The organism is Streptomyces sp. NBC_00597, from assembly GCF_041431095.1.
Taxonomy (GTDB): Bacteria; Actinomycetota; Actinomycetes; order Streptomycetales; family Streptomycetaceae; genus Streptomyces.
Genome location: NZ_CP107757.1, coordinates 6,379,071 through 6,402,466, shown reverse-complemented (window position 1 = coordinate 6,402,466; position 23,396 = coordinate 6,379,071). Strand labels below are relative to the sequence as shown.

The window sequence follows — 23,396 nt, the reverse complement described above, 5'->3', positions numbered from 1 at the left end:
GAGACGCGAATATCGTTTCATGGACAACTCTAGCGGCGTCGGCGTTCTCGACAAGGCAGCTCTGGTACTGAGCGCACTGGAGTCCGGTCCGGCCACCCTCGCCGGGCTGGTCGCGGCGACAGGGCTCGCACGACCCACGGCACATCGCCTGGCCGTGGCACTGGAACACCACCGTATGGTGGCGAGGGACATGCAGGGCCGGTTCATCCTCGGACCGCGGCTGGCGGAGCTCGCCGCCGCGGCCGGCGAGGACCGTCTGCTGGCCACGGCGGGACCGGTACTCACCCACCTCCGTGACGTGACGGGCGAGAGCGCACAGCTCTACCGGCGTCAGGGCGACATGCGCATCTGCGTGGCGGCAGCGGAGCGACTGTCGGGCCTACGGGACACCGTCCCGGTGGGCTCCACGCTCCCGATGAAGGCCGGCTCGGCCGCGCAGATCCTGATGGCCTGGGAGGAGCCCGAGCGGCTCCACCGCGGGCTCCAGGGCGCGCGCTTCACGGCGACGGCCCTGTCGGGCGTACGGCGCCGCGGCTGGGCGCAGTCGATCGGCGAGCGGGAGCCCGGCGTGGCGTCCGTCTCGGCGCCCGTGCGCGGGCCGTCGAACCGGGTGGTGGCTTCCGTGTCGGTCTCCGGACCGATCGAGCGCCTGACCCGCCACCCGGGCCGGATGCACGCCCAGGCCGTCATCGACGCGGCCGCCCGCCTGACGGAGGCCCTGCGCCGCTCCGGCTGACCTCCCCGATTCCCCCACTCCCCCGGGCCCGGGGGCGCGTACGACGCCGCACACGTCCGAACACGCGCCCCCGGGCCCGCACTTGTGCGGTGCCGGCGCGCGTACGGGAACAGCGAAGAGGCCCTCCGCGATGAACGCGGAGGGCCTCTTCGATGCGTACCCCCGACCGGATTCGAACCGGCGCTACCGCCTTGAGAGGGCGGCGTGCTAGGCCGCTACACAACGGGGGCTTGCCTTGTACTGCGCTGGGCTACCAGGACTCGAACCTAGAACAAAGGAACCAGAAACCTTCGTGTTGCCAATTACACCATAGCCCAATGTGGTCTATACCAGACCAGTACCCCCGACCGGATTCGAACCGGCGCTACCGCCTTGAGAGGGCGGCGTGCTAGGCCGCTACACAACGGGGGCCCTAGCGATCCTGCATCAAGACGTCCGGGAGCTACCCAATGGAGACCTTGCGGGAAGGATCTGTACCCCCGACCGGATTCGAACCGGCGCTACCGCCTTGAGAGGGCGGCGTGCTAGGCCGCTACACAACGGGGGCAAAGCACTGCGTTACTACTGCACTGCGCTGGGGTACCAGGACTCGAACCTAGAATAAGGGAACCAGAAACCCTCGTGTTGCCAATTACACTATACCCCACCGAAAGTCAACCCCTTGGGGGGCTTTTCTTTCGAGTGGCGCCTCCGTCCGGCCTTTCGGCCCGCTCCGGCGGCGCAGAAAGAACATTACCGGATGCCTGACCGTGCTCCAAAACGGGTATCGGTGGCCAGCACCTCCGGGAGCTGGGCGAGCCCGACGATCCGGTGCACTCCCGAGGGGCCCGGCCCGCGGGCACCGTCCCGGTCGAGCCAGACCGCGGTCAGCCCGGCGTCGCGTGCGCCGCGCGCGTCGATCTCCGGCTGGTCCCCCACGTACGCCACGTCGCCCGGCGGCAGCCCTAGCGCCTCGCAGGCCGCGAGGAAGGCCTGCGCCTCGGGCTTGCTGACGCCCAGTTCCGCGGCGCACACCAGCACCTCGAACCGCTCCCGCAGCCCGAGGTGGCGCAGCTTGGCGTCCTGGTTGACGGTGGAGGAGTTGGAGAGCACCCCGTGCCGGTAGCCGCCGGCCAGGGCGTCCAGCACGGGCACGACGTCGGGGAACAGCGTCCAGGCGGCCTTGTAGTGCTCCACGTACCGGTCGAACCAGCCGTCCGCCTCGGCGGCGCTCATCCCGGGCTTCCCGAGGAAGTCCCGCACCCGGTCCCGGCGCTGCTCGGGGAAGCTCACCTCTCCGGCGGCGAAGCGGTCCCAGTGGCGGGTGGTGACCTCCCGCCACAGGGCGAGCGCCTCCTCGGGGGACCCGTACCGCTCCGCGAGGCCCACCTCGGCGAGCCGGCGCGCGAGGCCGGCGCTGTCAGCCCCGGTGTAGTCGAACAGGGTGTCGTCGATGTCCCACAGCACGGCGCGGATCGGCATACCCCTGACGCTACGACATCGCGGGGGCCTGGCCGTCGGGAACGACGAAGAAATCGGTGACGAAACAGGTGACGGCGCCCGCGGCGTCCCTGCCGATCCAGGTCGGGTAGTGGCCGTCACCGAAACCGGAGGAGAAGGCCGCGAGGTTGTGGCCGTTCTCCCCGTCGACGAGGTGGACGCCCGCCACGTGCCCGGCGGCCTCGAAGGCGTCCCAGAGCGGCCCTACGTCCCCCTCGCAGTCGGGGAAGGAGTCGTCGCAGGCGGCGTCGTAGAAGGAGCCCGCGCCCGCGTCGACGCCGTACCCGAAGAACCCGTCGTCGTCGAGTTCCGCAAGGTCCTGGCCGTCCCGCACGGCGAGCTCCCAGCTCACCACGGGGCGGTCGGTGATGAGCAGCCGGGCGGCGGCGACCCGGCGGTGCGGCTTGTCCGCCGGCTCCTCGCCGGGCTCGGTCAGCGTGGCCATGGCCACCTGCACCCGGTAGCGGCCCGGCGCCGCCTCGGCGGTGAACGGCGCCGTGTAGCCCCCGCCCAGACCGATGAACGGGTCGCAGGCCACCACTCGGCCGGTGGGCAGCCACAGCTCGCCCCCGTCGACGACGGCGAGCGTCCCGGTAGGGCCCTCCTCGTACGAGAAGGTGCTGCCCGGTGTGAAGAACCAGGAGAAGTCGGGGGCGGTGATCGGCACGGCAGGCCTTCCCTACGTGATTGCGCGTACGGGTGGACCTTAGCGATCCGCGCTGACAGCGCATCAGGGGGCGGCCGCCGGGGATTTCCGGCTGCCGCCCCCTGATGGGAGTGCGGGAGGCGCCTACGCGGCGAGCTTGGCCAGGGCCGCGTCGATGCGGGACAGCGAGCGGTCCTTGCCCAGGATCTGGAGGGACTCGAAGAGCGGCAGGCCGACCGTGCGGCCGGTGACGGCCACGCGGACCGGGGCCTGGGCCTTGCCCAGCTTGAGGCCGTGGGCCTCGCCGGCGGTCAGGACGGCCTGCTTGAGGGACTCGGGGTCGCTCCAGTCGGCCGTATCCAGGTGGGCGCGGGCGCTGTTCAGGAGGGCCGCGGGCTCGCCCTTCATCGCCTTGTCCCAGGACACCTGGTCGTCGACCGGCTCCTTGCGGAACAGGAAGTCGACGTTGGCGGTGATGTCCGACAGGACGGTGACCCGGGTCTGGGCGTACGGCGCGATGGCCGCCCAGGCCTCGGCGTCGAAGTCCACCGGCTCCCAGTTGGCGTGCGGGGCCGCCAGCCACGGCGCGCAGGCGTCCGCGAAGGCCTTCGGGTCCAGCAGGCGGATGTGGTCGGCGTTGATCGCCTCGGCCTTCTTGAGGTCGAAGCGCGCCGGGTTCGCGTTCACGTCCGGGATGTCGAACTTCGCCACCATCTCCTCGATCGAGAAGATGTCCTGGTCCTTGGAGAAGGACCAGCCGAGGAGCGAGAGGTAGTTCAGCAGGCCCTCGGGAAGGAAGCCGCGCTCGCGGTACAGGTTGAGCGAGCTCTCCGGGTCGCGCTTGGAGAGCTTCTTGTTGCCCTCGCCCATGACGTACGGCAGGTGGCCGAACTCGGGGACGCCGGTGGCGATGCCGAGCTCCATCAGCGCCTTGTAGAGCGCGATCTGCCGCGGGGTGGAGGACAGCAGGTCCTCGCCGCGCAGGACGTGCGTGATCTGCATCAGCGCGTCGTCGACCGGGTTGACCAGCGTGTACAGCGGAGCGCCGTTGGCCCGCAGGATGCCGAAGTCCGGCACGTTCTCCGGGGTGAAGGTCAGCTCGCCGCGGACCAGGTCGGTGAAGGTGATCGGCTCGTCGGGCATCCGGAAGCGGACGATCGAGGGGCGGTGCTCGCCCTGGTACGCCTCCAGCTGCACGGCGGTCAGGTCGCGGCAGTGGCCGTCGTAGCCGGAGGGCTTGCCGGCCGCGCGGGCGGCGGCGCGGCGCGCGTCCAGCTCCTCGGTGGTGCAGTAGCAGTCGTACGCGTAGCCGCCGTCGCGCAGGCGCTGTGCGACGTCCGCGTAGATGTCCATGCGCTGCGACTGGCGGTACGGGGCGTGCGGGCCGCCGATCTCGGGGCCCTCGTCCCAGGTGAAGCCGAGCCAGCGCAGCGAGTCGAGCAGCTGGTCGTACGACTCCTCGGAGTCGCGCGCCGCGTCGGTGTCCTCGATGCGGAAGACGAACGTACCGCCGTGGTGGCGGGCGAACGCCCAGTTGAAGAGGGCGGTCCGGACCAGGCCCACGTGGGGGTTGCCGGTCGGGGAGGGACAGAAACGTACGCGGACGTTCGCGTTAGCCACGCTTGATCACCTTGTTGGTGAGAGTGCCGATGCCTTCGATGGTGACGGCGACCTCGTCGCCGACGTTGAGGGGGCCGACTCCGGCCGGGGTCCCCGTGAGGATGACGTCGCCGGGGAGCAGCGTCATGGCCTCGGTGATGTGGACGATCAGGTCCTCGATGGAGCGGACCATCTCGCTGGTGCGGCCGAGCTGGCGCTGTTCGCCGTTGACGGTGCACTGGATGGTCAGGTCGCCCGGGTCGAGGTCGGTCTCGATCCAGGGGCCGAGGGGGCAGGAGCTGTCGAAGCCCTTGGCCCGGGCCCACTGCTTCTCGCGCTGCTGGACGTCGCGCGCGGTGACGTCGTTGGCACAGGTGTAGCCGAGGATCACGTCCTTGACGCGCTCCTTGGGGACCTCGCGGCACATGCGGCCGATGACCACGGCGAGCTCCGCCTCGTGTTGCAGGTCCTGGGAGAAGGAGGGGTACGAGATCGGGTCGCCCGGGCCGACCACCGAGGTGGAGGGCTTGAAGAAGGTGATCGGCGCGTCCGGGACCTCGTTGCCGAGCTCTGCCGCGTGCTCCGCGTAGTTGCGGCCGATGGCCACGACCTTGTTCGGGAGCACGGGCGGCAGCAGCCGGACCTTGCTCAGCGGGACCTTCGTGCCGGACAGCTCGAAGTCCGCGAACGGAATGCCCTTGATGATGTCGAGGACGAGCTCACCCTCGGCGCCGGGGGCAGTGTTGCCCTCGACCGCGCCGAACGCGACATTGCCGTCGATGGAGAACCTGGCGATGCGCACGTGTTGCGTCTGCCCCTCTGTATTTCCGCTGGCTGGAGTCTGCGTCCCCAGGCTAACGCGGCGGGCAGCGGCGCTTCGCGCTCCTTTTCCCGAGTGGCTTACTGCGCGGCGGCGACCGGCGCGTCCATGAGGATCGTGCGGCGGGGGTTCGCGGTCTGGGTGGGCAGCTCGACGGCGTGCTCCGGAGCCTCGACCGCCTGCAGCTCCTCGGCGTCCTTGAGGTGCGCGAGGGTGGTGCGGCGCGGGTTGGCTATGTTGCGGAACATCATCGTCGTCTTCACGGTGTCTCGGGCCCTCGGCTCGGTTGTGGGGTGGGGGTTGTCGGATCCGTCAACCCTGTAAAGGGCAAGGCTAAACATCCGATTCCCCGGCTCAACCGGGAAGTAATGGCCACGGGTGTGTGAGTTTGCTCACCTGCGACCTGGCAATACGGGCATAACGGATGGTCATTTTTGGGTGACGAAAGGGGCATTACGCCACTGAATCTGTCATTCCGCTCCTGATCATCTCGACTGGGACACCTTGCCAGCCACCGCGTTTGGATGGCGTAAGTCCGGTTCGCCCCGAAAGGCGCCCCACACGGCGTGACCCTCTCATTACGAGCCGTCACCGAACCTGCGGGCCGACACGCGCACCTTGTTGGAGATCCGCCACTGTGCTGGAATTCGCGGGACCGCCGCGGGAACAGCCGGCGCGCAGGTGGCGCGACACAGCGTCGCGCGCGGCGGCAAGGAGAGGGAGACGCGCCGGTCACCGACGACCACCATGGGGCCGAAACGCCCCACGACTCGACACCGTCCCACCGGTCGCCCGGCGGGACGCCTGGTCCAGAGGTTGCGACGCTAGTGCAGGGACGATTCAAGAGGGATGGCAGCGCTGCGGCGGAGCAGGAGCCGCGCGGCGGGACCGACCGTGGCTCCTCGCCCCAGCACGCCCAGAACCGCGGGCCGGCTGTCGAAGGCGCGGGCTCCGACTCCTCCACCACGGTGAAGGCGAAGGCACGCCTCAAGCCCCGGGGCAAGGCGAAGACCGAAGAGCCGGCCGACGGCAAGGAAGCGGCGATACCGAAGGCCCCCAGCGGGCCCGGTTCACGCCTCGCCATGCAGAACTGGCGCATCAGCACGCGACTCGTGTCGCTGCTGACCCTGCCGGTCGTCGCCGCCACCACGCTCGGTGGCTTCCGCATCAACGACTCGTTGAACGACATCGCGCAGCTGGAGCACATGCAGCTGCTGACGACGATGACCCGGCAGGCCACCAACCTGGCAGCCATGCTCCAGGAGGAGCGCGACAAGTCGGCGGGTCCGCTCTCGGTCACCAAGGACGGCAAGCCCAACAGCCTCGTCCAGGGCGTCCGCGACCAGACCGACGCCGCCGCCAAGGCCTTCGAAGCCGCGACCGACAAGGTCGACAGCACGGAGGACAAGGACGACACCCTCAAGTCGATCCGCAACAACATCCTGCAGATCGGCCGCCAGCTCACCGGCATCGAGGAAATCCGCAAGAAGGCGTACGTCAACGGCGCCCAGCAGACCGTCACCGAGTACAACGCGCTGATCGTCTCGCTGCTCTCGCTCTCCCAGGACATGGCGCAGGCCACCTCCAGCCCTGAGATGATCAAGCGTACGCGCGCCCTGGCGGCCTTCTCCTCCGCCAAGGAGTACGCCTCGATCCAGCGCGCCGTCATCGCCGCCTCGCTCCCCGAGAGCAACGAGAAGGCGGGCACGCTCTCCGAGAACGACCGTCTGTACGCCCTCTCCGCGCTCCGCGGCGAGAGCCAGTCGAAGAAGACCTTCGAACTCGTCTACCAGGGCAAGCCCGAGGAACTCCTCGCGGCGCTCGGCGACGGCAACACGGAGATCGGCACCGCCGACCACTACGCCCGCCGCGTCCTGAGCACCCAGGGGCAGTTCGCCAAGGAGAAGAACCGGTCCTGGATGGACTGGTACGACGCGGACGACACCAAGCTCCAGGCCATGAAGGTCATCGAGCTCACCCTGCTCGAAGACATGGAGCAGAAGGCCCGCGAGCTCAAGAACGACTCGCAGCAGGACGCCATCATCAACGGTGCCCTGATCCTGCTCGTCCTCGGCGTCTCCCTCGTCGGTGCCTTCGTCATGGCGCGGTCCATGATCCGCTCCCTGCGCCGCCTGCAGGACACCGCGACCCGGGTCGCCCAGGACCGACTGCCCGAGCTCGTCAAGCAGCTGTCCGAGTCCGACCCGCAGGACGTGGACACGTCCGTGGAGTCGGTCGGCCTGCACACCCGCGACGAGATCGGCCAGGTGGCCGCGGCCTTCGACGACGTGCACCGCGAGGCCGTCCGCCTCGCCGCCGAGCAGGCCCTCCTCCGGGGCAACGTCAACGCGATGTTCACCAACCTCTCGCGCCGTTCGCAGGGCCTCATCCAGCGCCAGCTCTCGCTCATCTCCGAGCTGGAGTCGCGCGAGGCCGACCCGGACCAGCTGTCCTCGCTCTTCAAGCTCGACCACCTCGCGACCCGCATGCGCCGTAACGGCGAAAACCTCCTCGTCCTCGCGGGCGAGGAGCCGGGCCGCCGGTGGACCCGCCCCGTCCCGCTCGTCGACGTGCTCCGTGCCGCCGCGTCCGAGGTGGAGCAGTACGAGCGCATCGAACTCTCGTCGGTGCCCGGCACCGACGTCGCCGGCCGCGTCGTCAACGACCTCGTGCACCTCCTCGCCGAGCTGCTGGAGAACGCCACCTCGTTCTCCTCCCCGCAGACCAAGGTCAAGGTCACCGGTCACGCACTGCCCGACGGCCGCGTGCTCGTCGAGATCCACGACACCGGTATCGGCCTCTCCCCCGAGGACCTCGCCGCGATCAACGAGCGACTCGCGTCGCCGCCGACCGTGGACGTCTCCGTCTCCCGCCGCATGGGTCTGTTCGTGGTCGGCCGCCTGTCCCTGCGACACGGCATCCGCATCCAGCTGCGCCCGTCCGACTCGGGCGGCACGACGGCCCTCGTCATGCTCCCGGTGGACGTCGCCCAGGGCGGCAAGAAGCCGGGTCCGATGCCGGGCCAGGGCGGTCCCGGTGGTCCGGGCTCCGGCGGTCAGCAGGGCGTGCCGGGTGCCTCCGCACAGGGTTCCGTCCCGGGCGGCGGCGCACGCCAGCCCGTCGGCGCCGGCCCGCAGCGCGGCCAGGTCGCCGGCGGTGGCCAGCGTGCCGCGCTGCCGGGACGCGACGGCGGTCCGCAGGGCCTCCAGGGCGGACCCGGTGCGCGTCAGCAGGGCGGCCCCGGCGCACGTCCGCAGGGCGGTCCGGGCACCTCCGGCATGCCGGGCGCCGCGACCGGCCAGGGCCAGGGTGCCTTCGGCGGCGCTGCTCCGCTGCCGGGCCGCGGTCCGGCCGGCGGTCCCCCGTCGCGTCCGATGCCCTCGCCCACGGCCAACGGCCAGGGCGGGTTCCCGCTGGGCAACGGCTTCGAGCGGCCCCAGCAGCCGACCGCCCCCACGGGCCCGGTCCCCTCGGCCCAGGCGCCCGCCGCCCCGGCTCCGCGCGGCAACCGCCCGCAGCTGCCGCCGCGCGGTGGCGCCTCCCGTCCGGAGCTTCCGGGTGCGGGCACCGGCCCCGCCGGGGTCCCGCAGAGCACCAGCTGGGGCGCCGACCCGGCGCGCCACGGCGGCCAGGAAGTCCCGCGCGGCCACGACGAGCTCTCGGGCCCCGGTTCGACGGCCGAGTTCCCCCGTCCGGACTTCAACGCCCCGTACCCGCCGGCCGGCAACAGCACCACCGGCCAGTTCGAGCGTCCCGACCTGAGGGCCCCGATGCCCCCGGCCGGCCAGAACATGTCCACCACCGGGCAGTTCGAGCGCCCGGAGCTGCACGGTCCGGCGGACCCGTCCACCACGGGCCAGTTCGCCCGTCCGGACTTCCAGGCCCCGCGGCCCGGCGGTCCCGGTGTCGGCGGCTTCGCCCCGCAGCAGCCGCAGGCTCCTCAGCTGCCGCAGGCTCCCCAGCCGGAGGCGCTGCCGCCGGCCCCGAGCCCCGGCAACGAGCGCAGCCCGATCTTCGACACCCTGGAGTCGAACTGGTTCCACCAGGAGGGCCAGCAGTCCTCCGGTCAGGCGCCGGTTCCCCAGCAGCCGCAGCAGTCCGCCCCGGCTCCGGCTCCCCAGCAGCGCCAGCAGCAGCCGCTGCCGCAGCGCGGCCAGGAGCCCGCGGCCGAGCCCGCCCAGGCGACGACCGGCAGTTCGCCGACCGTCAGCTGGCGGTCCTCGCCGAACGACGAGCTGATGCGGCAGGCGGAGCGCGTGCGCCAGCCCGCCGCCGGCGGCATCACCACCTCGGGGCTGCCCCGCCGGGTACCGCGGGCGAACCTCGTGGCCGGCACCGCGCAGCAGCAGTCCGACGCACAGTCGGGTCCGCAGGTCTCGCGATCGCCGGACGACGTCCGTGGCCGTCTGACCAACCTCCGACGGGGTATCCAGCAGGGTCGTCAGGCCGGCAACAACGGCCCGGCGACCGGCAGTTACCACATCGACCCCACTTACCAGCAGGAGCGTTAGTTGAGTTCGATGAGCCAGGCGGCACAGAACCTGAACTGGTTGATCACCAACTTCGTGGACAACACCCCCGGGGTGTCCCACACGGTGGTGGTCTCCGCCGACGGCCTCCTTCTGGCGATGTCCGAAGGTTTCCCGCGCGACCGCGCCGATCAGCTGGCGGCCGTGGCCTCCGGTCTGACGTCGCTGACCGCCGGAGCCTCCCGCATCTTCGAGGGCGGCGCCGTCAACCAGACCGTGGTCGAGATGGACCGGGGATTCCTCTTCCTCATGTCCGTCTCGGACGGATCCTCACTGGCCGTTCTCGCGCACCCCGAGTGCGACATCGGCCTCGTCGGCTACGAGATGGCCCTCCTCGTGGACCGCGCCGGCAGTGTCCTCACCCCGGACCTGCGCGCGGAGCTGCAGGGAAGCCTGCTCATCTGACGCCACATCTCCCGGCCGGACGGTACTTCCGGCCGGGGGACCGGGGGCCAGCCCCGGAACCCAGTACCACCGTCAGGCCGTCATACCGTCCCCCCACCGGCCGCCCCGTCAGACGGCACGCTGACCACTGCTGTCCAGCCCGGAGGATCAATGACCCCGCCCCCCGCCTACTCCGATTCGTACGGTGATTCGTACTCGGAAGGCGACCAGCCGCTCGTTCGCCCGTACGCGATGACCGGCGGACGGACCCGGCCCCGCTACCAGCTCGCCATCGAGGCGCTGGTCAGCACCACGGCCGATCCGATGCACCTGTCCGGCCTGCTTCCCGAGCACCAGCGCATCTGCACGCTGTGCCGCGAGGTCAAGTCGGTCGCGGAGGTCTCCGCACTGCTGTCGATGCCGCTCGGTGTCGCCCGGATCCTCGTGGCCGACCTGGCCGAGGCCGGAATGGTGGCCATCCACCAGCCGGGCAATGGAGAGGCCGGCGGCACGCCGGATGTAACGCTGCTCGAAAGGGTGCTCAGTGGACTTCGCAAGCTCTAACGGCGGAACCGCCCGCTCCACCACCTCCGCGAAAATCGTGGTGGCGGGCGGGTTCGGCGTGGGCAAGACCACGTTCGTCGGGGCCGTCTCGGAGATCAATCCGCTGCGCACCGAAGCCGTCATGACGTCCGCGTCCGCCGGCATCGACGATCTGACCCACACCGGGGACAAGACGACCACGACGGTCGCCATGGACTTCGGCCGCATCACCTTGGACCAGGACCTGATCCTGTACCTCTTCGGTACCCCGGGTCAGGACCGCTTCTGGTTCATGTGGGACGACCTCGTCCGCGGTGCCATCGGCGCGATCGTGCTCGTCGACACCCGCAGGCTCGCCGACTGCTTCCCGGCGGTCGACTACTTCGAGAACAGCGGGCTGCCGTTCGTCGTCGCCCTCAATGGCTTCGAGGGACACCAGCCTTACACCCCGGAGGAAGTCCGCGAGGCCCTGCAGATCGGCCCGGACGCTCCGATCATCACCACCGACGCCCGCCACCGCGCGGACGCCAAGAGCGCGCTCATCACGCTCGTCGAGCACGCCCTCATGGCCCGACTCAAGTAACACGACCCGGGCGACGCGGCTCAAGGGCCACCACTCAAGTACCACTGGTTCTTCACAACACGAGAGGGCGGGCTGTGTCATAGGACACGGCCCGCCTTCTTGGTTCATAACGTTTCGACAGAGAATTGAAGCCAGTCGGACACAGGGCGCGGTCGGGCGGTGCCGCTGCGCTCACAACCAGCTCCTTTTTTGCCGTAGGTCGCTCTTTATGTCCGATTTATGCGGGACATAAGGTTCTGGGAATGGCTGGTTCCAACTGTTTGGAACACGGCCGTTAACCGTGCTGGAATTCAACTAACTAGCTAGTAGCACCGCCGAGAGGTTGTTGGTCGAGTGAGGCGAAGCAACGCGAGCCCCGCGGATGAACCCGCGCGTGGCAACTTCACCCCGCCGCAGCGCGCGGGCACGTCGCCCGTCGACGTACCCGTGGACCCGCCGGCGAAGAACGGCAGCACCAGCAGGTTCGCACCCCGCAACTGGCGCGTGCCGACCAAGCTGAACGCCATCCTGCTCGTACCCGTCCTCGTCGGACTGGTCATGGGCGGGTTCCAGGTGAAGGGCTCCGTCGACAGCTGGAACGAAGCCAAGGACGCCGAGAAGACGGCCCGCATCGTCCAGGCGGCGGCCGAATACGGCCAGGCCCTCCTCGACGAGCGCGACCTCACGGCCGAACCGCTCCTTCGGGGCGACAAGAACAACGAGGCCGTCGCGAAGGCCTACGCGGCCACCGATGCGGCCAAGGCCAAGTTCGCCGCAGCCGCCAAGAACCTCCCCGAGAACCAGGGGCTTGAGCGCCGCCTTGAGCTCTTCCGCCAGGAGGAGCCCAAGCTCGCGGCCGTCCGGGCGACGGCCTACGTCGCGCCGGAGACGGAGAAGAAGAACCCGCCCAGCGCGAACGGCCCGATCCCGACCGAAGAGGGGTACGTGCTGGTCCAGCACTACCTCATGACGTTCTCCAACGAGCTCGGCCTGGGCACCGGCAACGTCACCAGCTACGGCCGCATGGTCTACGCGGTCGAGCTGGCCAAGGCCGCCAACTCGCTCCAGCGCTCGGTCGGCACCCACCTCCTCGTGCGCCCCAATGAGAACGAGCAGGTCCGCAAGGCCCAGCTCGTCGCCTTCTCCTCGTACGCCTACCTCGAAGACATCGCCATCGGCGAGTACGTCGCGGCGGGTACCGAGGACGACGTGAACCGCCTCAAGGAGGTCATGGGCAAGAAGTCGCAGGAGGGTGCAGCCAAGCTCGCGCTGGCCAAGCAGCAGGCCGAGCAGGCCGGCACCGTCTTCAAGACTCCGCCCATGGTGAACAACTCGGCGCTCACCGGCATGACCGACGCGATAGCCGGCGGCGACAGCAAGGCCAAGCTCGCAGCCGGCGGCACCACGCCGCAGGCCTGGCAGGCCGCTGCCACCGCCAAGTTCGACGGCTACGCCGAGATCGAGAAGGAACTCCTCGACAAGGCGGTCACCGACTCCGTCGCGGTCTCCGACTCGGCCCGCAACGACGCCATCTGGACCGGCGCCATCGTGGTCGTGGCCCTGCTCGCCGCCTTCATCCTGGCCGGCATGATGGCCCGCTCGATGAGCCGCTCGATGCGCCGGCTGCGCACCGCCGCCTTCGACGTCGCCGAGCAGCGCCTGCCGATGCTCGTCGACCAGCTCTCGCGCACCGACCCGGGCAAGGTCGACACCCGTGTCGCGCCGATCCCGATCGACTCCCAGGACGAGATCGGCGAGGTCGCCCGCGCCTTCGACCAGGTCCACCGGGAAGCGGTCCGGCTCGCCGCCGAGCAGGCGCTCCTGCGAGGGAACGTCAACGCGATCTTCACGAACCTCTCCATACGCAACCAGTCGCTGATCGAGGGCCAGCTGACCCTCATCACCGACCTGGAGAACAACGAGGCCGACCCGGACCAGCTGGAGAACCTCTTCCGCCTGGACCACCTGGCCACCCGTATGCGCCGCAACGGCGAGAACCTCCTCATCCTCGCGGGCGAGGAGCCGGGCCGCCGCTGGGACCAGCCGGTCCCCCTCGTCGACGTCCTGCGCGCCGCCTCCTCCGAGGTGGAGCAGTACGAGCGCATCGAGCTCTCGGGCGTCTCCGAGGCCGAGATCCACGGCCAGGCCGTGACCGACCTCGTGCACCTGCTCGCCGAGCTCCTGGAGAACGCCACCACGTTCTCCTCTCCGCAGACCAAGGTCCGCGTCAACGCCACGCGTCTGCCCGACGGCCGCGTCATGGTCGAGATCCACGACAAGGGCATCGGCCTCACCGCCGAGGACTTCGCGGACATCAACCACAAGCTGGCCAACCCGCCGACCGTGGACGCCGCGATCTCCCAGCGCATGGGTCTCTTCGTGGTCGGCCGGCTGGCGGACCGCCACAGCATCCGCGTCCAGCTGCGCCCCTCGGGTGAGGCCGCCGGCACCACGTCGCTGGTCATGCTCCCCGACGCGATCACCCATGGTGGTGGTGGCGAGGGGATCCCGGACGACGACTTCACGGTGTCGTCGATGATCCCGCAGCAGCAGACCCAGCAGGCCGTCCCGATGCGCACGGCTGCCGAGCTCGGCTTCGACGACTCCCAGTACGAGGGCCGCGGCGCCGACCAGCAGGGCGGCGACGGCCTGGACTCCGTGGGTCGCTCCCTGGCCCACCAGGACCGCCGGGCAGCCCTCGAAGCCCAGGTGGGCTACGGGCAGGAGCAGCAGCGGGGCGAGTACGCCGAGCAGGAGTATGCGGAACCCCAGCCTGAGCACGGGTACCAGCAGTACCAGGAGTACGAGCAGCAGCCCGAGGGCGGTTACGACACCTCGTACGACTCCCGGCAGGCCCACGGCGCCCAGCAGGGCTACGACGCGTACCCGCAGCAGGACTTCGGTTATCCGGAAGCCAGTTATCAGGATCGTCAGCAGGGCGCCCCGGCGTACGAGGACGGCTACGCATCCCAGTCGCAGCAAGCCGAATGGCCCGAGCAGAACACCTACTCGGGCGGCTACCAGCAGGGATACGGGACCGAATCGGAACCCCCGGTCGCTCCCGAACCCGTCGCGGACCGCGTAGGCTTCGACCGTCCGGGCGCCGCTGCCGACACCGGCCACGAAGTGACCGGAGCGGGCCTGCCGCGCCGCGGCAGCCAGCAGCAGTGGCAGCCGGCACGGAAGGAAGCGGAGTCCACCGGATCCCTCTTCGAGCAGCGGCCGCAGCGACAGCAGCAGCCCGCCGCCCCGGAGCGGGACGAGGAAGGCGGCGACGCCTGGCGCTCGAACAACGACGAGCGCTGGCAGCAGGCCTCAAAGCTCCGTGAGCCGAAGGCGGGCGGGGTCACCCCGTCCGGTCTCCCTCGGCGCGTGCCCAAGGCCAACCTGGTCGAGGGCGCAGCGGAGACGACCCCGCAGGGCGGCCCCCAGGTCTCCCGCGCACCGGAGGACGTCCGTGGCAGGTTGAGCAACCTGCGGCGCGGTGTCCAGCAGGGACGCAGCGCGGGTTCTGAGCAGTCAAGTAACAGCTATGACCAGGAGCGTTAGTGTGAGCCCGATGAGCCAGGCGGCACAGAACCTGAACTGGTTGATCACCAATTTCGTGGACAACACCCCTGGGGTGTCGCACACGGTGGTGGTCTCCGCCGACGGCCTTCTTCTGGCGATGTCCGATGGATTCCCGCGCGACCGCGCCGATCAGCTGGCGGCCGTGGCCTCCGGTCTGACGTCGCTGACCGCCGGAGCCTCCCGCATCTTCGAGGGCGGCGCCGTCAACCAGACCGTGGTCGAGATGGACCGGGGATTCCTCTTCCTCATGTCCGTCTCGGACGGATCCTCGCTCGCGGTGCTCGCGCACCCCGAGTGCGACATCGGCCTCGTCGGCTACGAGATGGCCCTCCTCGTGGACCGCGCCGGCAGTGTCCTCACCCCGGAACTGCGCTCGGAGCTACAGGGAAGTCTTCTCAACTAGCAAACAGGCAGTGCGTTTCGCGTTATCGCACCATAGGGTGCGGTGGCGCGGTTCCACAGGGAGTACTGCGTTCTTGGAGTCGGAGGAGGAAACGTGACAACACCCGGAGGTCATCCTTATGGCGGCGCTCAGCAGCCGCAGGGTGGGCAGCACGACCAGAACCGCTTCAACTTCCCCTCCGCTCCCAGCCGGCCCATGCCGGAGCACAATCCCTACCAGCAGCAGCCGTACGGACAGCCGCCCCAGCAGGCTCAGCCGCCCCACAGGGCTTCGCGGCCGCCCCACCGGGGCGGACAGGCCCCCAAGGCCCACAACCCGCTGGTGCGCCCGTACGCAATGACCGGCGGCCGTACCCGGCCGCGCTACCAGCTCGCCATCGAGGCGCTGGTCAGTACCACGGCCGATCCCGCGCGGCTGCAAGGGCAGTTGCCCGAGCACCAGCGCATCTGCCGTCTGTGCCAGGAGATCAAATCCGTCGCGGAGATCTCGGCACTTCTCTCCATTCCTCTTGGTGTCGCCCGAATCCTCGTCGCCGACCTGGCGGAGGCGGGCCTTGTCGCCATTCACCAGCCCGGCGGCGACGAGTCTGCCGGCGGCCAGCCAGATGTGACACTGCTCGAAAGGGTGCTCAGTGGACTTCGCAAGCTCTAACGGCGGAGCGGCTCGCTCCACCACCTCCGCGAAGATCGTGGTGGCGGGCGGCTTCGGCGTGGGCAAGACCACGTTCGTCGGCGCGGTCTCCGAGATCAACCCGCTGCGCACCGAAGCCGTCATGACGTCCGCGTCCGCCGGCATCGACGATCTGACCCACACCGGGGACAAGACGACCACGACGGTCGCCATGGACTTCGGCCGCATCACCTTGGACCAGGACCTGATCCTGTACCTCTTCGGTACCCCGGGTCAGGACCGCTTCTGGTTCATGTGGGACGACCTCGTCCGCGGTGCCATCGGCGCCGTCGTCCTCGTCGACACGCGGCGTCTGGCGGACTGCTTCCCCGCGGTCGACTACTTCGAGAACAGCGGGCTGCCGTTCGTCGTCGCCCTCAATGGCTTCGAGGGACACCAGCCCTACACCCCGGAGGAAGTCCGCGAGGCCCTGCAGATCGGCCCGGACGCTCCGATCATCACCACCGACGCCCGCCACCGCGCGGACGCCAAGAGCGCGCTCATCACGCTCGTCGAGCACGCCCTCATGGCCCGACTGCGGTAGGCGCCGTCAGGCTCCTCCCTGTCCGGAACGCCGGGACCCGTCACGGGTCCCGGCGTTCCGGTTTCGGTTCCTGGTCGGGCTCTGCGTACCAGCGCCCCTACCGGTCCCCGTTCGGCGCCGCTTGCGGCGCCCGGGGCCGCCGGCCCGAGGGGTGGCGAAACGGCCGACGGCCGCCCGCCGGTCCGTGACCCGGGCCCCGAGGGGGCCAGGTCCGGACCGGCGAGCGGCCGTCGGTGAAGCGGGCGGTGTCAGCCCCGCCAGCTGTGCGCGGTGCGGAAGCCGGGCGTGCGCTCCAGGCGGCGCCAGCGGGCCTGGGAGCCGATGCGGTGCGTCGGGCGACCCTCGGGGGTGGCCGCGGCGCGGGCCAGCAGGATCGCGGTGATCGCGGCCAGCTCCTCGGGGGCGGCGTTGCCCTTCTCGACGCGCAGCAGGGTGTCGGTCTTCGCCATGGGTGACAGGTCTCCTTCGCTTCTTACTGCGGCGGGTTGCCGTGCTTGCGGGACGGCAGGTCGGCGTGCTTGCTGCGCAGCATCGCCAGGGCGCTGATCAGGGTTTCGCGGGTTTCCGCCGGGTCGATGACGTCGTCGACGAGGCCGCGCTCGGCCGCGTAGTACGGGTGCATCAGCTCGGCCTTGTACTCCTTGACCATCCGCGCACGCATCGCCTCGGGGTCCTCGGCCTCGGCGATCTGCTTGCGGAAGATCACGTTGGCGGCACCCTCGGCACCCATCACCGCGATCTCGTTGGTCGGCCACGCGTACGTGATGTCCGCGCCGATGGACTGCGAGTCCATGACGATGTACGCGCCGCCATACGCCTTCCGCAGGATCAGACTGATCCGCGGAACGGTCGCGTTGCAGTACGCGTACAGCAGCTTCGCACCGTGGCGGATGATGCCGCCGTGCTCCTGGTCGACACCCGGCAAGAACCCGGGGACGTCCAGCAGCGTGACGATCGGAATGTTGAAGGCGTCGCACATCTGCACGAAACGCGCAGCCTTCTCCGAGGCCTCGATGTCCAGGACACCGGCCAGATGACCGGGCTGGTTCGCAACGATGCCGACGACCTGACCATCGAGCCGGGCCAGCGCACAGATGATGTTGCGGGCCCACCGCTCGTGGATCTCCAGGACGTCACCCTCGTCGACGAGCTCCTCGATCACCTTGAGCATGTCGTACGGGCGGTTACCGTCCGCCGGAACCAGATCCAACAAGACGTCCGAGCGCCGATCGGCAGGGTCGGAGGTCTCATGGACCGGAGGGTTCTCCCGGTTGTTGGAAGGCAGCATCGAGATCAGGTAACGCACCTCGGAGATGCAGGTCTCCTCGTCGTCATACGCGAAGTGCGCGACACCAGAGGTCTCCGCGTGCACGTCCGCACCACCGAGCCCGTTCTGAGAGATCTCCTCACCGGTCACCGCACGCACGACGTCCGGCCCGGTGATGAACATCTGCGAGGTCTCACGGACCATGAACACGAAGTCCGTCAACGCCGGCGAGTACGCCGCACCACCCGCACACGGGCCCAACATCACCGAGATCTGCGGGATCACACCCGACGCCTTGGTGTTGCGCTGGAAGATGCCCCCATACCCAGCGAGCGCGGACACACCCTCCTGGATACGAGCGCCCGCACCGTCGTTCAGAGAGACCAACGGAGCACCGGCCGCAATCGCCATGTCCATGATCTTGTGGATCTTCGTGGCATGAGCCTCACCCAGCGCACCGCCAAAGATCCGGAAATCATGCGCATAGACGAAGACCGTCCGACCCTCGACCGTCCCCCACCCGGTGATCACACCATCGGTGTACGGCTTCTTGCCCTCCAGGCCAAAGCCCGTCGCCCGGTGACGGCGCAACTGCTCCACCTCACGGAACGACCCCTCATCGAGCAACAGCGCAATCCGCTCACGAGCCGTCAGCTTGCCCTTGGCATGCTGCGCCTCGGTCGCCCGGTCACTGGGTCCACGCCGCGCCTGCTCGCGCAGGGAATGCAGCTCGGCCACGCGCCCGCGGGCGTCCGTCGGCTCGCTCGGAGTCTGGTCCACAACGGTCATGTATCGACCTTACGAAGCGGTCGAAGAAAAACCTCCGTTGATTCCACACAGTCTCGGGTGTGTTCCGCTGTCCGGCCCGAACAGAACCGCCACGTGATGCGCGGACATCACCAGGCGAGGCCGCCCTCCTTTGTGGAGTGTCCACAAAACTACGCACGACCTCGCCAGGATGTTGAAATTTGAACGGAATGGGTCTAACGTCGTTCTCGTTGAACGTTAAACCAACATTCGAGCAGGGCACTCCCAAGGAGCAGATCATGGGCCTCTTCAACCGCCGCAGCCAGGACACCGCCGCCGTCGCCACCCTCGACGTGGACCCGGCCCTGGCCGCCCTCACCGGCGACTACGTCATCGACGCCTCCCACAGCAGCATCGGCTTCACCGTCCGCCACGCGATGGTGACCAATGTCCGCGGCAGCTTCACCGACTACACCGGCAGCCTGCAGCTCGATGGCAGCGACCCGTCCCGCTCCGCCGCCACCATCGAGGTCAAGGTGGGCTCCGTGGACACCGGCATCGCCGACCGCGACGGCCACCTGCGCGGCGGTGACTTCTTCGACGCCGAGGCCTTCCCGCTGATGACCTTCCGGTCCACCGAGGCGGCCCAGCTCGGCGGCGACAAGTACCGCATCACCGGCGAGCTGACGATCAAGGACATCACCCGCCCGCTCTCCATCGACCTGGAGTTCAACGGCTCGGCCACCGACGTCTACGGCAACGAGCGCGTCGGCTTCGAGGGCTCCGCCGAGATCCTGCGCTCCGACTGGGGCCTGACCTGGAACGCCGCGCTGGAGGCCGGCGGCGTCATGGTCAGCGACAAGGTGAAGCTGACCTTCGACATCTCGGCCATCAAGCAGGCCTGAACCGCCTGACGCCGCCGGGACCCCGGGGGCGGCCGCTAGAAGCCGCCCCCGCCGTCGAACCCTCCGCCGCCGTCGAAGTCCCCTCCCCCGAAATCGGAGGAGTCGAAGTCGGCGCCGGAGTAATCCCCTCCGTCAAAGCCGCCCATGTCGGAGGCGTAGGCGGGACCGGACATCATCGAACCGAGCATCGTGCCCACCAGCAGACCCGGCAGGATGCCGCCGCCGAAGTATCCGCCCGCCCAGGGGCCGTACGCCGGGCCCGCGTCGTAATAGGGACGCGGCCCGTGGTCCGTGTCGACCGTACGGACCATCGGGTCCTTGCCCTCCCGCAGCCGGACGGCGTCCGCCGCGCACACGGGGACGGTACGCGCCGCCCCGCCGGCCGGAGCCCAATCGCGGTCCTCGGTGCTCGGCCCGTGCCGCGGGTCGAAGAAACAGGGCGACCGGCGCTCGGGCAGCGGCCTGCCCTGACGGCGGGCATCGAGGCTGGCCAGCGCGAAGCGGCCGTCCTCCAGGGCCTGGGTGACTCCCCTGACCTCCTCGGGGTGCCGGACGGACGCCATGATGTCCTTGGCCTTCTCGTACGAGTCGAGGCCCTGTTCGTAGTCCGCCCGCATGGCATCGTCCGCGCCGGGTTCTGCGGGGTGGAAGTCCAGCCGGTCGAGCTCCTCGCCGAACGCCGTGATGTCCTCGTCGACGACCACGCGCAGCTTCTCGACGGCCTCGCGCTCCGCCTCCTCCTTCTTCTTGCGGTTGCGGCGCACCAGGGCGTACGCACCGCCCCCGCCGATGGCCGCCACCGCGCCGAGCGTGATCAGCCCGCCGACCGGGACCCCGCCGGAGCTGCCGGTGTCGCCCCAGGAGGCGGGGGCCTTGCCCTTGACCTGCGTCAGGGCCTGGTCGACGAAGTTGTTGAGCTCGGTGCCCGCGTCCACGGGCCCACCGGCCTTGACGGCGTCGGTCAGGTTTCGGACGGCGTTGACGGGCATGACCGCCCGGTCGGCGCCCGCGTTGAAGCCGTCGCCGAGCCGGATCGCGTAGAGCCCGGTGATGCCGGTCTCGGCCCGGACCGTACGCAGGACGTTCTCCGCGGGGAACTCGGAAGTGGCCGGCAGCACGGCGACGAACACCGGCTTCCCCGCATCCTTGATCTTCTTCGCGAGCGCGTCCGCCTGTGCCTTCGGCAGCTGCGCCTCGGCACGCGGGTCGACGTAGACCGGGCCCTCCTTGAGGGCCTCAGCCACGGCGGCGGGCCCGGTGGCCGCCGACGCCTGGGGGGCGGCCACGAGGGCGGTCGCCGACAGCGCCAGCAGCAGACCGGACAGCAACGATCCAAAACGTACGGATATCAGCCTGGTCCTCATGTCTCCGACGCTACCGGAACCGCCCCTTTCCCGTGTGAGCAGGACATAAGCCCCCTCGTGCCGAATCCCCGCCCCCGCGACTCCCGTCCCGGACGGGCTATTCGGCGGGTTCGACGCCTGCGTGGAGGAGGCCGTAGGTGAAGGCGTCCTCCACGGCCTGCCAGGACGCGGCGATCACGTTCGGGGCGACGCCCACCGTGGACCACTCGCGGGTGCCGTCCGTCGTGGAGATCAGGACGCGGGTCGTGGACTCCGTGCCGTGCTTGCCCTCCAGGATGCGGACCTTGTAGTCGATCAGCTCGAACTTCCCCAGCTGGGGGTAGAAGCGTTCGAGGGCGACCCGCAGCGCCCGGTCCAGGGCGTTGACCGGGCCGTTGCCCTCCGCCGTGGCCACGATCCGCTCGCCCTTGGCCCACAGCTTGACCGTGGCCTCGTTGGCGTGCGTGCCGTCCGGGCGGTCCTCGACGATGGCCCGCCAGGACTCCGTACGGAAGTACTTGCGGGCGCGGCCCTCGACCTCGGCGCGCAGGAGCAGCTCGAAGGAGGCGTCGGCGGCCTCGTACGTGTAACCCTGGAGCTCCCGCTCCTTGACGCGCTCGACGACGCGGGAGATCAACGCGCGGTCCCCGCCGAGGTCGACTCCGAGCTCCCTGCCCTTGAGCTCGATGGAGGCGCGACCGGCCATGTCGGAGACCAGCATCCGCATGGTGTTGCCGACCCGCTCGGGGTCGATGTGCTGGTACAGGTCCGGGTCGACCTTGATGGCCGAGGCGTGCAGGCCCGCCTTGTGCGCGAAGGCCGAGACGCCGACGTACGGCTGGTGCGTGGACGGGGTCAGGTTCACGACCTCGGCGATGGCGTGCGAGATGCGGGTCATCTCGGCGAGCGCGCCGACCGGCAGCACCTGGCGCCCGTACTTGATCTCCAGCGCGGCGACGACCGGGAAGAGGTTGGCGTTGCCGACGCGCTCGCCGTAGCCGTTCGCGGTGCACTGGACGTGCGTGGCGCCCGCGTCGACGGCGGCCAGGGTGTTGGCGACGGCGCAGCCGGTGTCGTCCTGGGCGTGGATGCCCAGGCGCGCGCCGGTGTCGGCGAGCACGGTCGCGACCACCGCGGTGACCTGGGCGGGCAGCATGCCACCGTTCGTGTCGCAGAGGATGACCACGTCGGCGCCGGCCTCGTGGGCGGTGCGCACGACCGACTTCGCGTACTCGGCGTTGGCCCGGTACCCGTCGAAGAAGTGCTCGCAGTCGACGAAGACGCGGCGGCCCTGGGCGACCAGGTGGGAGACCGTGTCGCGGACCATCTCCAGGTTCTCGTCCAGCGTGGTGCGCAGGGCGAGTTCGACGTGCCGGTCGTGGGACTTGGCGACCAGGGTGATCACCGGCGCGCCCGACTCCAGCAGGGCCCGCACCTGCGGGTCCTCGGCGGCCGAGCCGCCCGCCCGCCGGGTCGCGCCGAAGGCGACCAGCTGGGCGTGCTTGAAGTCGATCTCGGCGCCGGCCCGGGCGAAGAACTCGGTGTCGCGGGGGTTGGCGCCGGGCCAGCCGCCCTCGATGAAGCCCACTCCGAAGTCGTCCAGGTGCCGGGCGATCGTCAGCTTGTCGGCGACGGTGAGGTTGATGCCCTCACGCTGGGCGCCGTCGCGCAGGGTGGTGTCGAAGACGTGGAAGCTGTCGTCGAGGACCGCTGCTGCCCCTGTCGCCTCTGGTGTCGTCGTCATGCTGATCTGACTCCTGTCGGATGAGTGGTTCCGGATGCCCGGGATCCACTGCCCCCATCATCGCGCGCGGTCCCCAGCAGGAATGGAGCCGGGAAACGAAAAGACCCCTCGCGGGTGCGAGAGGTCTGCGCGCGGGTCTGGGGCACGATGGCCGCTGCCGCGAAGTTCTTCCACGGTTCAGCGGTCACTGCGGACCGGCGCGCTGCTGTCCATAATCATGAGCTGAGCAGGCACGTCCGCAGTGTGCCACACCGTCTCACCGCAAGAGCGGTGCGTCTCACGATACGAGAGCCTCATCGAGGAATTCCGAGACGTGGGCCAGGATGTCCGCCCGCCCTATGCCGGGCAGACCGACGGCGACCTGGATGCTGAACCCGTCGAGCAGTGCCCGCAGCCGGGCGCCGAAGCGGTCCGGGTCCACGGGCCGGAACTCCCCGCGCGAGATGCCCTCGGCGAGCAGGGCCACCAGGTCGCGGTGCCAGGCGCCCTCGATGGCGGCCTGGCGTTCGCGTTCCTGCGGGCCCGCGTTCTGCGAGCGGTTCCAGACCTCCAGCCACAGGGTCCAGTGCGGATCCCGGGCCCCCTCGGGCACGTACAGGTCCACGTACGCCTGGAGCCGCTCGCGCGCCGGTCCGCGGCGGGACAGCAGGGCCCGCCGCTTCGCGCCCAGGGCCGCCTCGCTCCACTCCAGCGTCTGCAGCAGGAGCTCGTCCTTGCTGCCGAAGTAGTAGAGGAGGTGGCCGCTGCTCATGCCGACCTGACGGCCCAGGCCGGCCATGGTCAGGCCCTCCAGGCCGCGCTCGGCGATCGTGGCCATGGCGGCGACGAGTACGTCCTCGCGCGGCGGCGCGTTCTTCCGCACCGCGCGCACTCCACCCGCCGCCATGGGCCACTCCTTCGTCGATC

The 23,396-nt window shown here is 69.9% G+C and carries 20 protein-coding genes and 5 tRNA genes; 10 read left to right on the top strand and 15 right to left on the bottom strand.

The annotated features are described in order from the left end of the window. The first annotated feature begins 19 nt into the window (after positions 1–19). Positions 20–736, top strand: coding sequence for an IclR family transcriptional regulator NdgR (gene ndgR, locus OG974_RS29305; protein ID WP_007266782.1), 717 nt, complete (start codon positions 20–22; stop codon positions 734–736). Between the two features lie 157 nt (positions 737–893). Here the strand turns inward: ndgR and OG974_RS29300 are convergent. The 10 genes from OG974_RS29300 to OG974_RS29255 all read right to left on the bottom strand — a co-directional run bounded on the left by OG974_RS29300 (position 894) and on the right by OG974_RS29255 (position 5,543). Then, positions 894–966: transfer RNA gene (locus tag OG974_RS29300), tRNA-Glu, on the bottom strand. A gap of 15 nt (positions 967–981) precedes the next feature. Next, positions 982–1,053 (bottom strand) — tRNA-Gln (locus OG974_RS29295). A 21-nt stretch (positions 1,054–1,074) separates the two neighbouring features. Beyond that, positions 1,075–1,147: transfer RNA gene (locus OG974_RS29290), tRNA-Glu, on the bottom strand. A gap of 63 nt (positions 1,148–1,210) precedes the next feature. Continuing rightward, positions 1,211–1,283 (bottom strand) — tRNA-Glu (locus OG974_RS29285). 27 nt (positions 1,284–1,310) lie between these two features. Then, positions 1,311–1,382 (bottom strand) — tRNA-Gln (locus OG974_RS29280). A gap of 86 nt (positions 1,383–1,468) precedes the next feature. Beyond that, the gene (locus tag OG974_RS29275) at positions 1,469–2,197 is read right to left on the bottom strand and encodes an HAD family hydrolase (RefSeq protein ID WP_327278751.1); all 729 of its coding nucleotides are present in this window, start codon (positions 2,195–2,197) and stop codon (positions 1,469–1,471) included. 10 nt (positions 2,198–2,207) lie between these two features. After that, positions 2,208–2,882: a DUF4241 domain-containing protein gene (locus OG974_RS29270; protein ID WP_328763814.1), complete on the bottom strand. Its 675-nt coding sequence runs from the start codon at positions 2,880–2,882 to the stop codon at positions 2,208–2,210. A gap of 123 nt (positions 2,883–3,005) precedes the next feature. Continuing rightward, a complete protein-coding gene (gltX, locus tag OG974_RS29265) occupies positions 3,006–4,481 on the bottom strand; it encodes a glutamate--tRNA ligase (RefSeq protein ID WP_371644942.1) in 1,476 nt (491 codons plus the stop codon). Next, positions 4,474–5,262: a fumarylacetoacetate hydrolase family protein gene (locus tag OG974_RS29260; RefSeq protein WP_327278748.1), complete on the bottom strand. Its 789-nt coding sequence runs from the start codon at positions 5,260–5,262 to the stop codon at positions 4,474–4,476. Before OG974_RS29260 ends, gltX begins: the two co-directional genes overlap by 8 nt. Positions 5,263–5,360: 98 nt before the next feature. Then, on the bottom strand, positions 5,361–5,543 hold the full coding sequence (locus OG974_RS29255; RefSeq protein ID WP_327278747.1) for a hypothetical protein: 183 nt from the start codon (positions 5,541–5,543) through the stop codon (positions 5,361–5,363). Between the two features lie 564 nt (positions 5,544–6,107). On the opposite strand from OG974_RS29255, the gene OG974_RS29250 reads away from it, so the two are divergent. The 8 genes from OG974_RS29250 (at position 6,108) to OG974_RS29215 (ending at position 16,484) form a co-directional block, all read left to right on the top strand. Beyond that, positions 6,108–9,791, top strand: a complete 3,684-nt coding sequence (locus tag OG974_RS29250; RefSeq protein WP_327278746.1) for a nitrate- and nitrite sensing domain-containing protein — start codon at positions 6,108–6,110, stop codon at positions 9,789–9,791. 9 nt (positions 9,792–9,800) lie between these two features. Continuing rightward, complete coding sequence (locus tag OG974_RS29245; RefSeq protein WP_008739864.1) at positions 9,801–10,214, top strand: roadblock/LC7 domain-containing protein; 414 nt, start codon at positions 9,801–9,803, stop codon at positions 10,212–10,214. A gap of 150 nt (positions 10,215–10,364) precedes the next feature. Continuing rightward, positions 10,365–10,757 (top strand): DUF742 domain-containing protein, encoded by a 393-nt coding sequence (locus OG974_RS29240; protein ID WP_030859942.1) that lies wholly within the window; start codon positions 10,365–10,367, stop codon positions 10,755–10,757. Beyond that, complete coding sequence (locus OG974_RS29235; RefSeq protein ID WP_048475966.1) at positions 10,738–11,319, top strand: ATP/GTP-binding protein; 582 nt, start codon at positions 10,738–10,740, stop codon at positions 11,317–11,319. Before OG974_RS29240 ends, OG974_RS29235 begins: the two co-directional genes overlap by 20 nt. Before the next feature lie 333 nt (positions 11,320–11,652). Further along, positions 11,653–14,847 (top strand): nitrate- and nitrite sensing domain-containing protein, encoded by a 3,195-nt coding sequence (locus OG974_RS29230; protein ID WP_327278745.1) that lies wholly within the window; start codon positions 11,653–11,655, stop codon positions 14,845–14,847. A gap of 10 nt (positions 14,848–14,857) precedes the next feature. Then, entirely contained in the window at positions 14,858–15,271 is a 414-nt protein-coding gene (locus tag OG974_RS29225; protein ID WP_008739857.1) for a roadblock/LC7 domain-containing protein, read from the top strand. 93 nt (positions 15,272–15,364) lie between these two features. Next, entirely contained in the window at positions 15,365–15,922 is a 558-nt protein-coding gene (locus tag OG974_RS29220; RefSeq protein WP_327278744.1) for a DUF742 domain-containing protein, read from the top strand. Further along, positions 15,903–16,484, top strand: coding sequence for an ATP/GTP-binding protein (locus OG974_RS29215; protein WP_327278743.1), 582 nt, complete (start codon positions 15,903–15,905; stop codon positions 16,482–16,484). The genes OG974_RS29220 and OG974_RS29215 overlap by 20 nt, the downstream gene beginning before the upstream one ends. A 248-nt stretch (positions 16,485–16,732) precedes the next feature. Here OG974_RS29215 and OG974_RS29210 read toward each other — a convergent pair whose 3' ends face one another. After that, positions 16,733–16,933 carry an acyl-CoA carboxylase subunit epsilon gene (locus tag OG974_RS29210; RefSeq protein ID WP_327278742.1) on the bottom strand — a complete coding sequence of 67 codons (201 nt, stop codon included), beginning with the start codon at positions 16,931–16,933 and terminating at the stop codon, positions 16,733–16,735. 23 nt (positions 16,934–16,956) lie between these two features. Further along, complete coding sequence (locus OG974_RS29205; protein ID WP_371644938.1) at positions 16,957–18,540, bottom strand: acyl-CoA carboxylase subunit beta; 1,584 nt, start codon at positions 18,538–18,540, stop codon at positions 16,957–16,959. A gap of 257 nt (positions 18,541–18,797) precedes the next feature. Here OG974_RS29205 and OG974_RS29200 point away from each other — a divergent pair, with 257 nt between their 5' ends. Beyond that, the gene (locus tag OG974_RS29200) at positions 18,798–19,403 is read left to right on the top strand and encodes a YceI family protein (RefSeq protein WP_327278740.1); all 606 of its coding nucleotides are present in this window, start codon (positions 18,798–18,800) and stop codon (positions 19,401–19,403) included. A 35-nt stretch (positions 19,404–19,438) separates the two neighbouring features. Here the strand turns inward: OG974_RS29200 and OG974_RS29195 are convergent, their stop codons facing one another. From OG974_RS29195 to OG974_RS29185, 3 genes are all read right to left on the bottom strand, one after another. Continuing rightward, on the bottom strand, positions 19,439–20,767 hold the full coding sequence (locus OG974_RS29195; RefSeq protein WP_371644936.1) for a hypothetical protein: 1,329 nt from the start codon (positions 20,765–20,767) through the stop codon (positions 19,439–19,441). Positions 20,768–20,864: 97 nt separating this feature from the next. After that, a complete protein-coding gene (gene cimA / locus OG974_RS29190) occupies positions 20,865–22,490 on the bottom strand; it encodes a citramalate synthase (RefSeq protein ID WP_327278738.1) in 1,626 nt (541 codons plus the stop codon). A 277-nt stretch (positions 22,491–22,767) separates the two neighbouring features. Next, complete coding sequence (locus OG974_RS29185; protein ID WP_327278737.1) at positions 22,768–23,376, bottom strand: TetR/AcrR family transcriptional regulator; 609 nt, start codon at positions 23,374–23,376, stop codon at positions 22,768–22,770. Positions 23,377–23,396: the final 20 nt, after the last annotated feature.

Coding starts and splice junctions, on each gene's coding strand:
- ndgR (WP_007266782.1), top strand. CDS start 20: ATGGACAACTCTAGCGGCGTCGGCGTTCTCGACAAGGCAGCTCTGGTA.
- OG974_RS29275 (WP_327278751.1), bottom strand. CDS start 2,197: ATGCCGATCCGCGCCGTGCTGTGGGACATCGACGACACCCTGTTCGAC.
- OG974_RS29245 (WP_008739864.1), top strand. CDS start 9,801: ATGAGCCAGGCGGCACAGAACCTGAACTGGTTGATCACCAACTTCGTG.
- OG974_RS29240 (WP_030859942.1), top strand. CDS start 10,365: ATGACCCCGCCCCCCGCCTACTCCGATTCGTACGGTGATTCGTACTCG.
- OG974_RS29225 (WP_008739857.1), top strand. CDS start 14,858: ATGAGCCAGGCGGCACAGAACCTGAACTGGTTGATCACCAATTTCGTG.
- OG974_RS29210 (WP_327278742.1), bottom strand. CDS start 16,933: ATGGCGAAGACCGACACCCTGCTGCGCGTCGAGAAGGGCAACGCCGCC.
- OG974_RS29205 (WP_371644938.1), bottom strand. CDS start 18,540: ATGACCGTTGTGGACCAGACTCCGAGCGAGCCGACGGACGCCCGCGGG.
- OG974_RS29200 (WP_327278740.1), top strand. CDS start 18,798: ATGGGCCTCTTCAACCGCCGCAGCCAGGACACCGCCGCCGTCGCCACC.
- OG974_RS29195 (WP_371644936.1), bottom strand. CDS start 20,767: ATGAGGACCAGGCTGATATCCGTACGTTTTGGATCGTTGCTGTCCGGT.
- cimA (WP_327278738.1), bottom strand. CDS start 22,490: ATGACGACGACACCAGAGGCGACAGGGGCAGCAGCGGTCCTCGACGAC.
- OG974_RS29185 (WP_327278737.1), bottom strand. CDS start 23,376: ATGGCGGCGGGTGGAGTGCGCGCGGTGCGGAAGAACGCGCCGCCGCGC.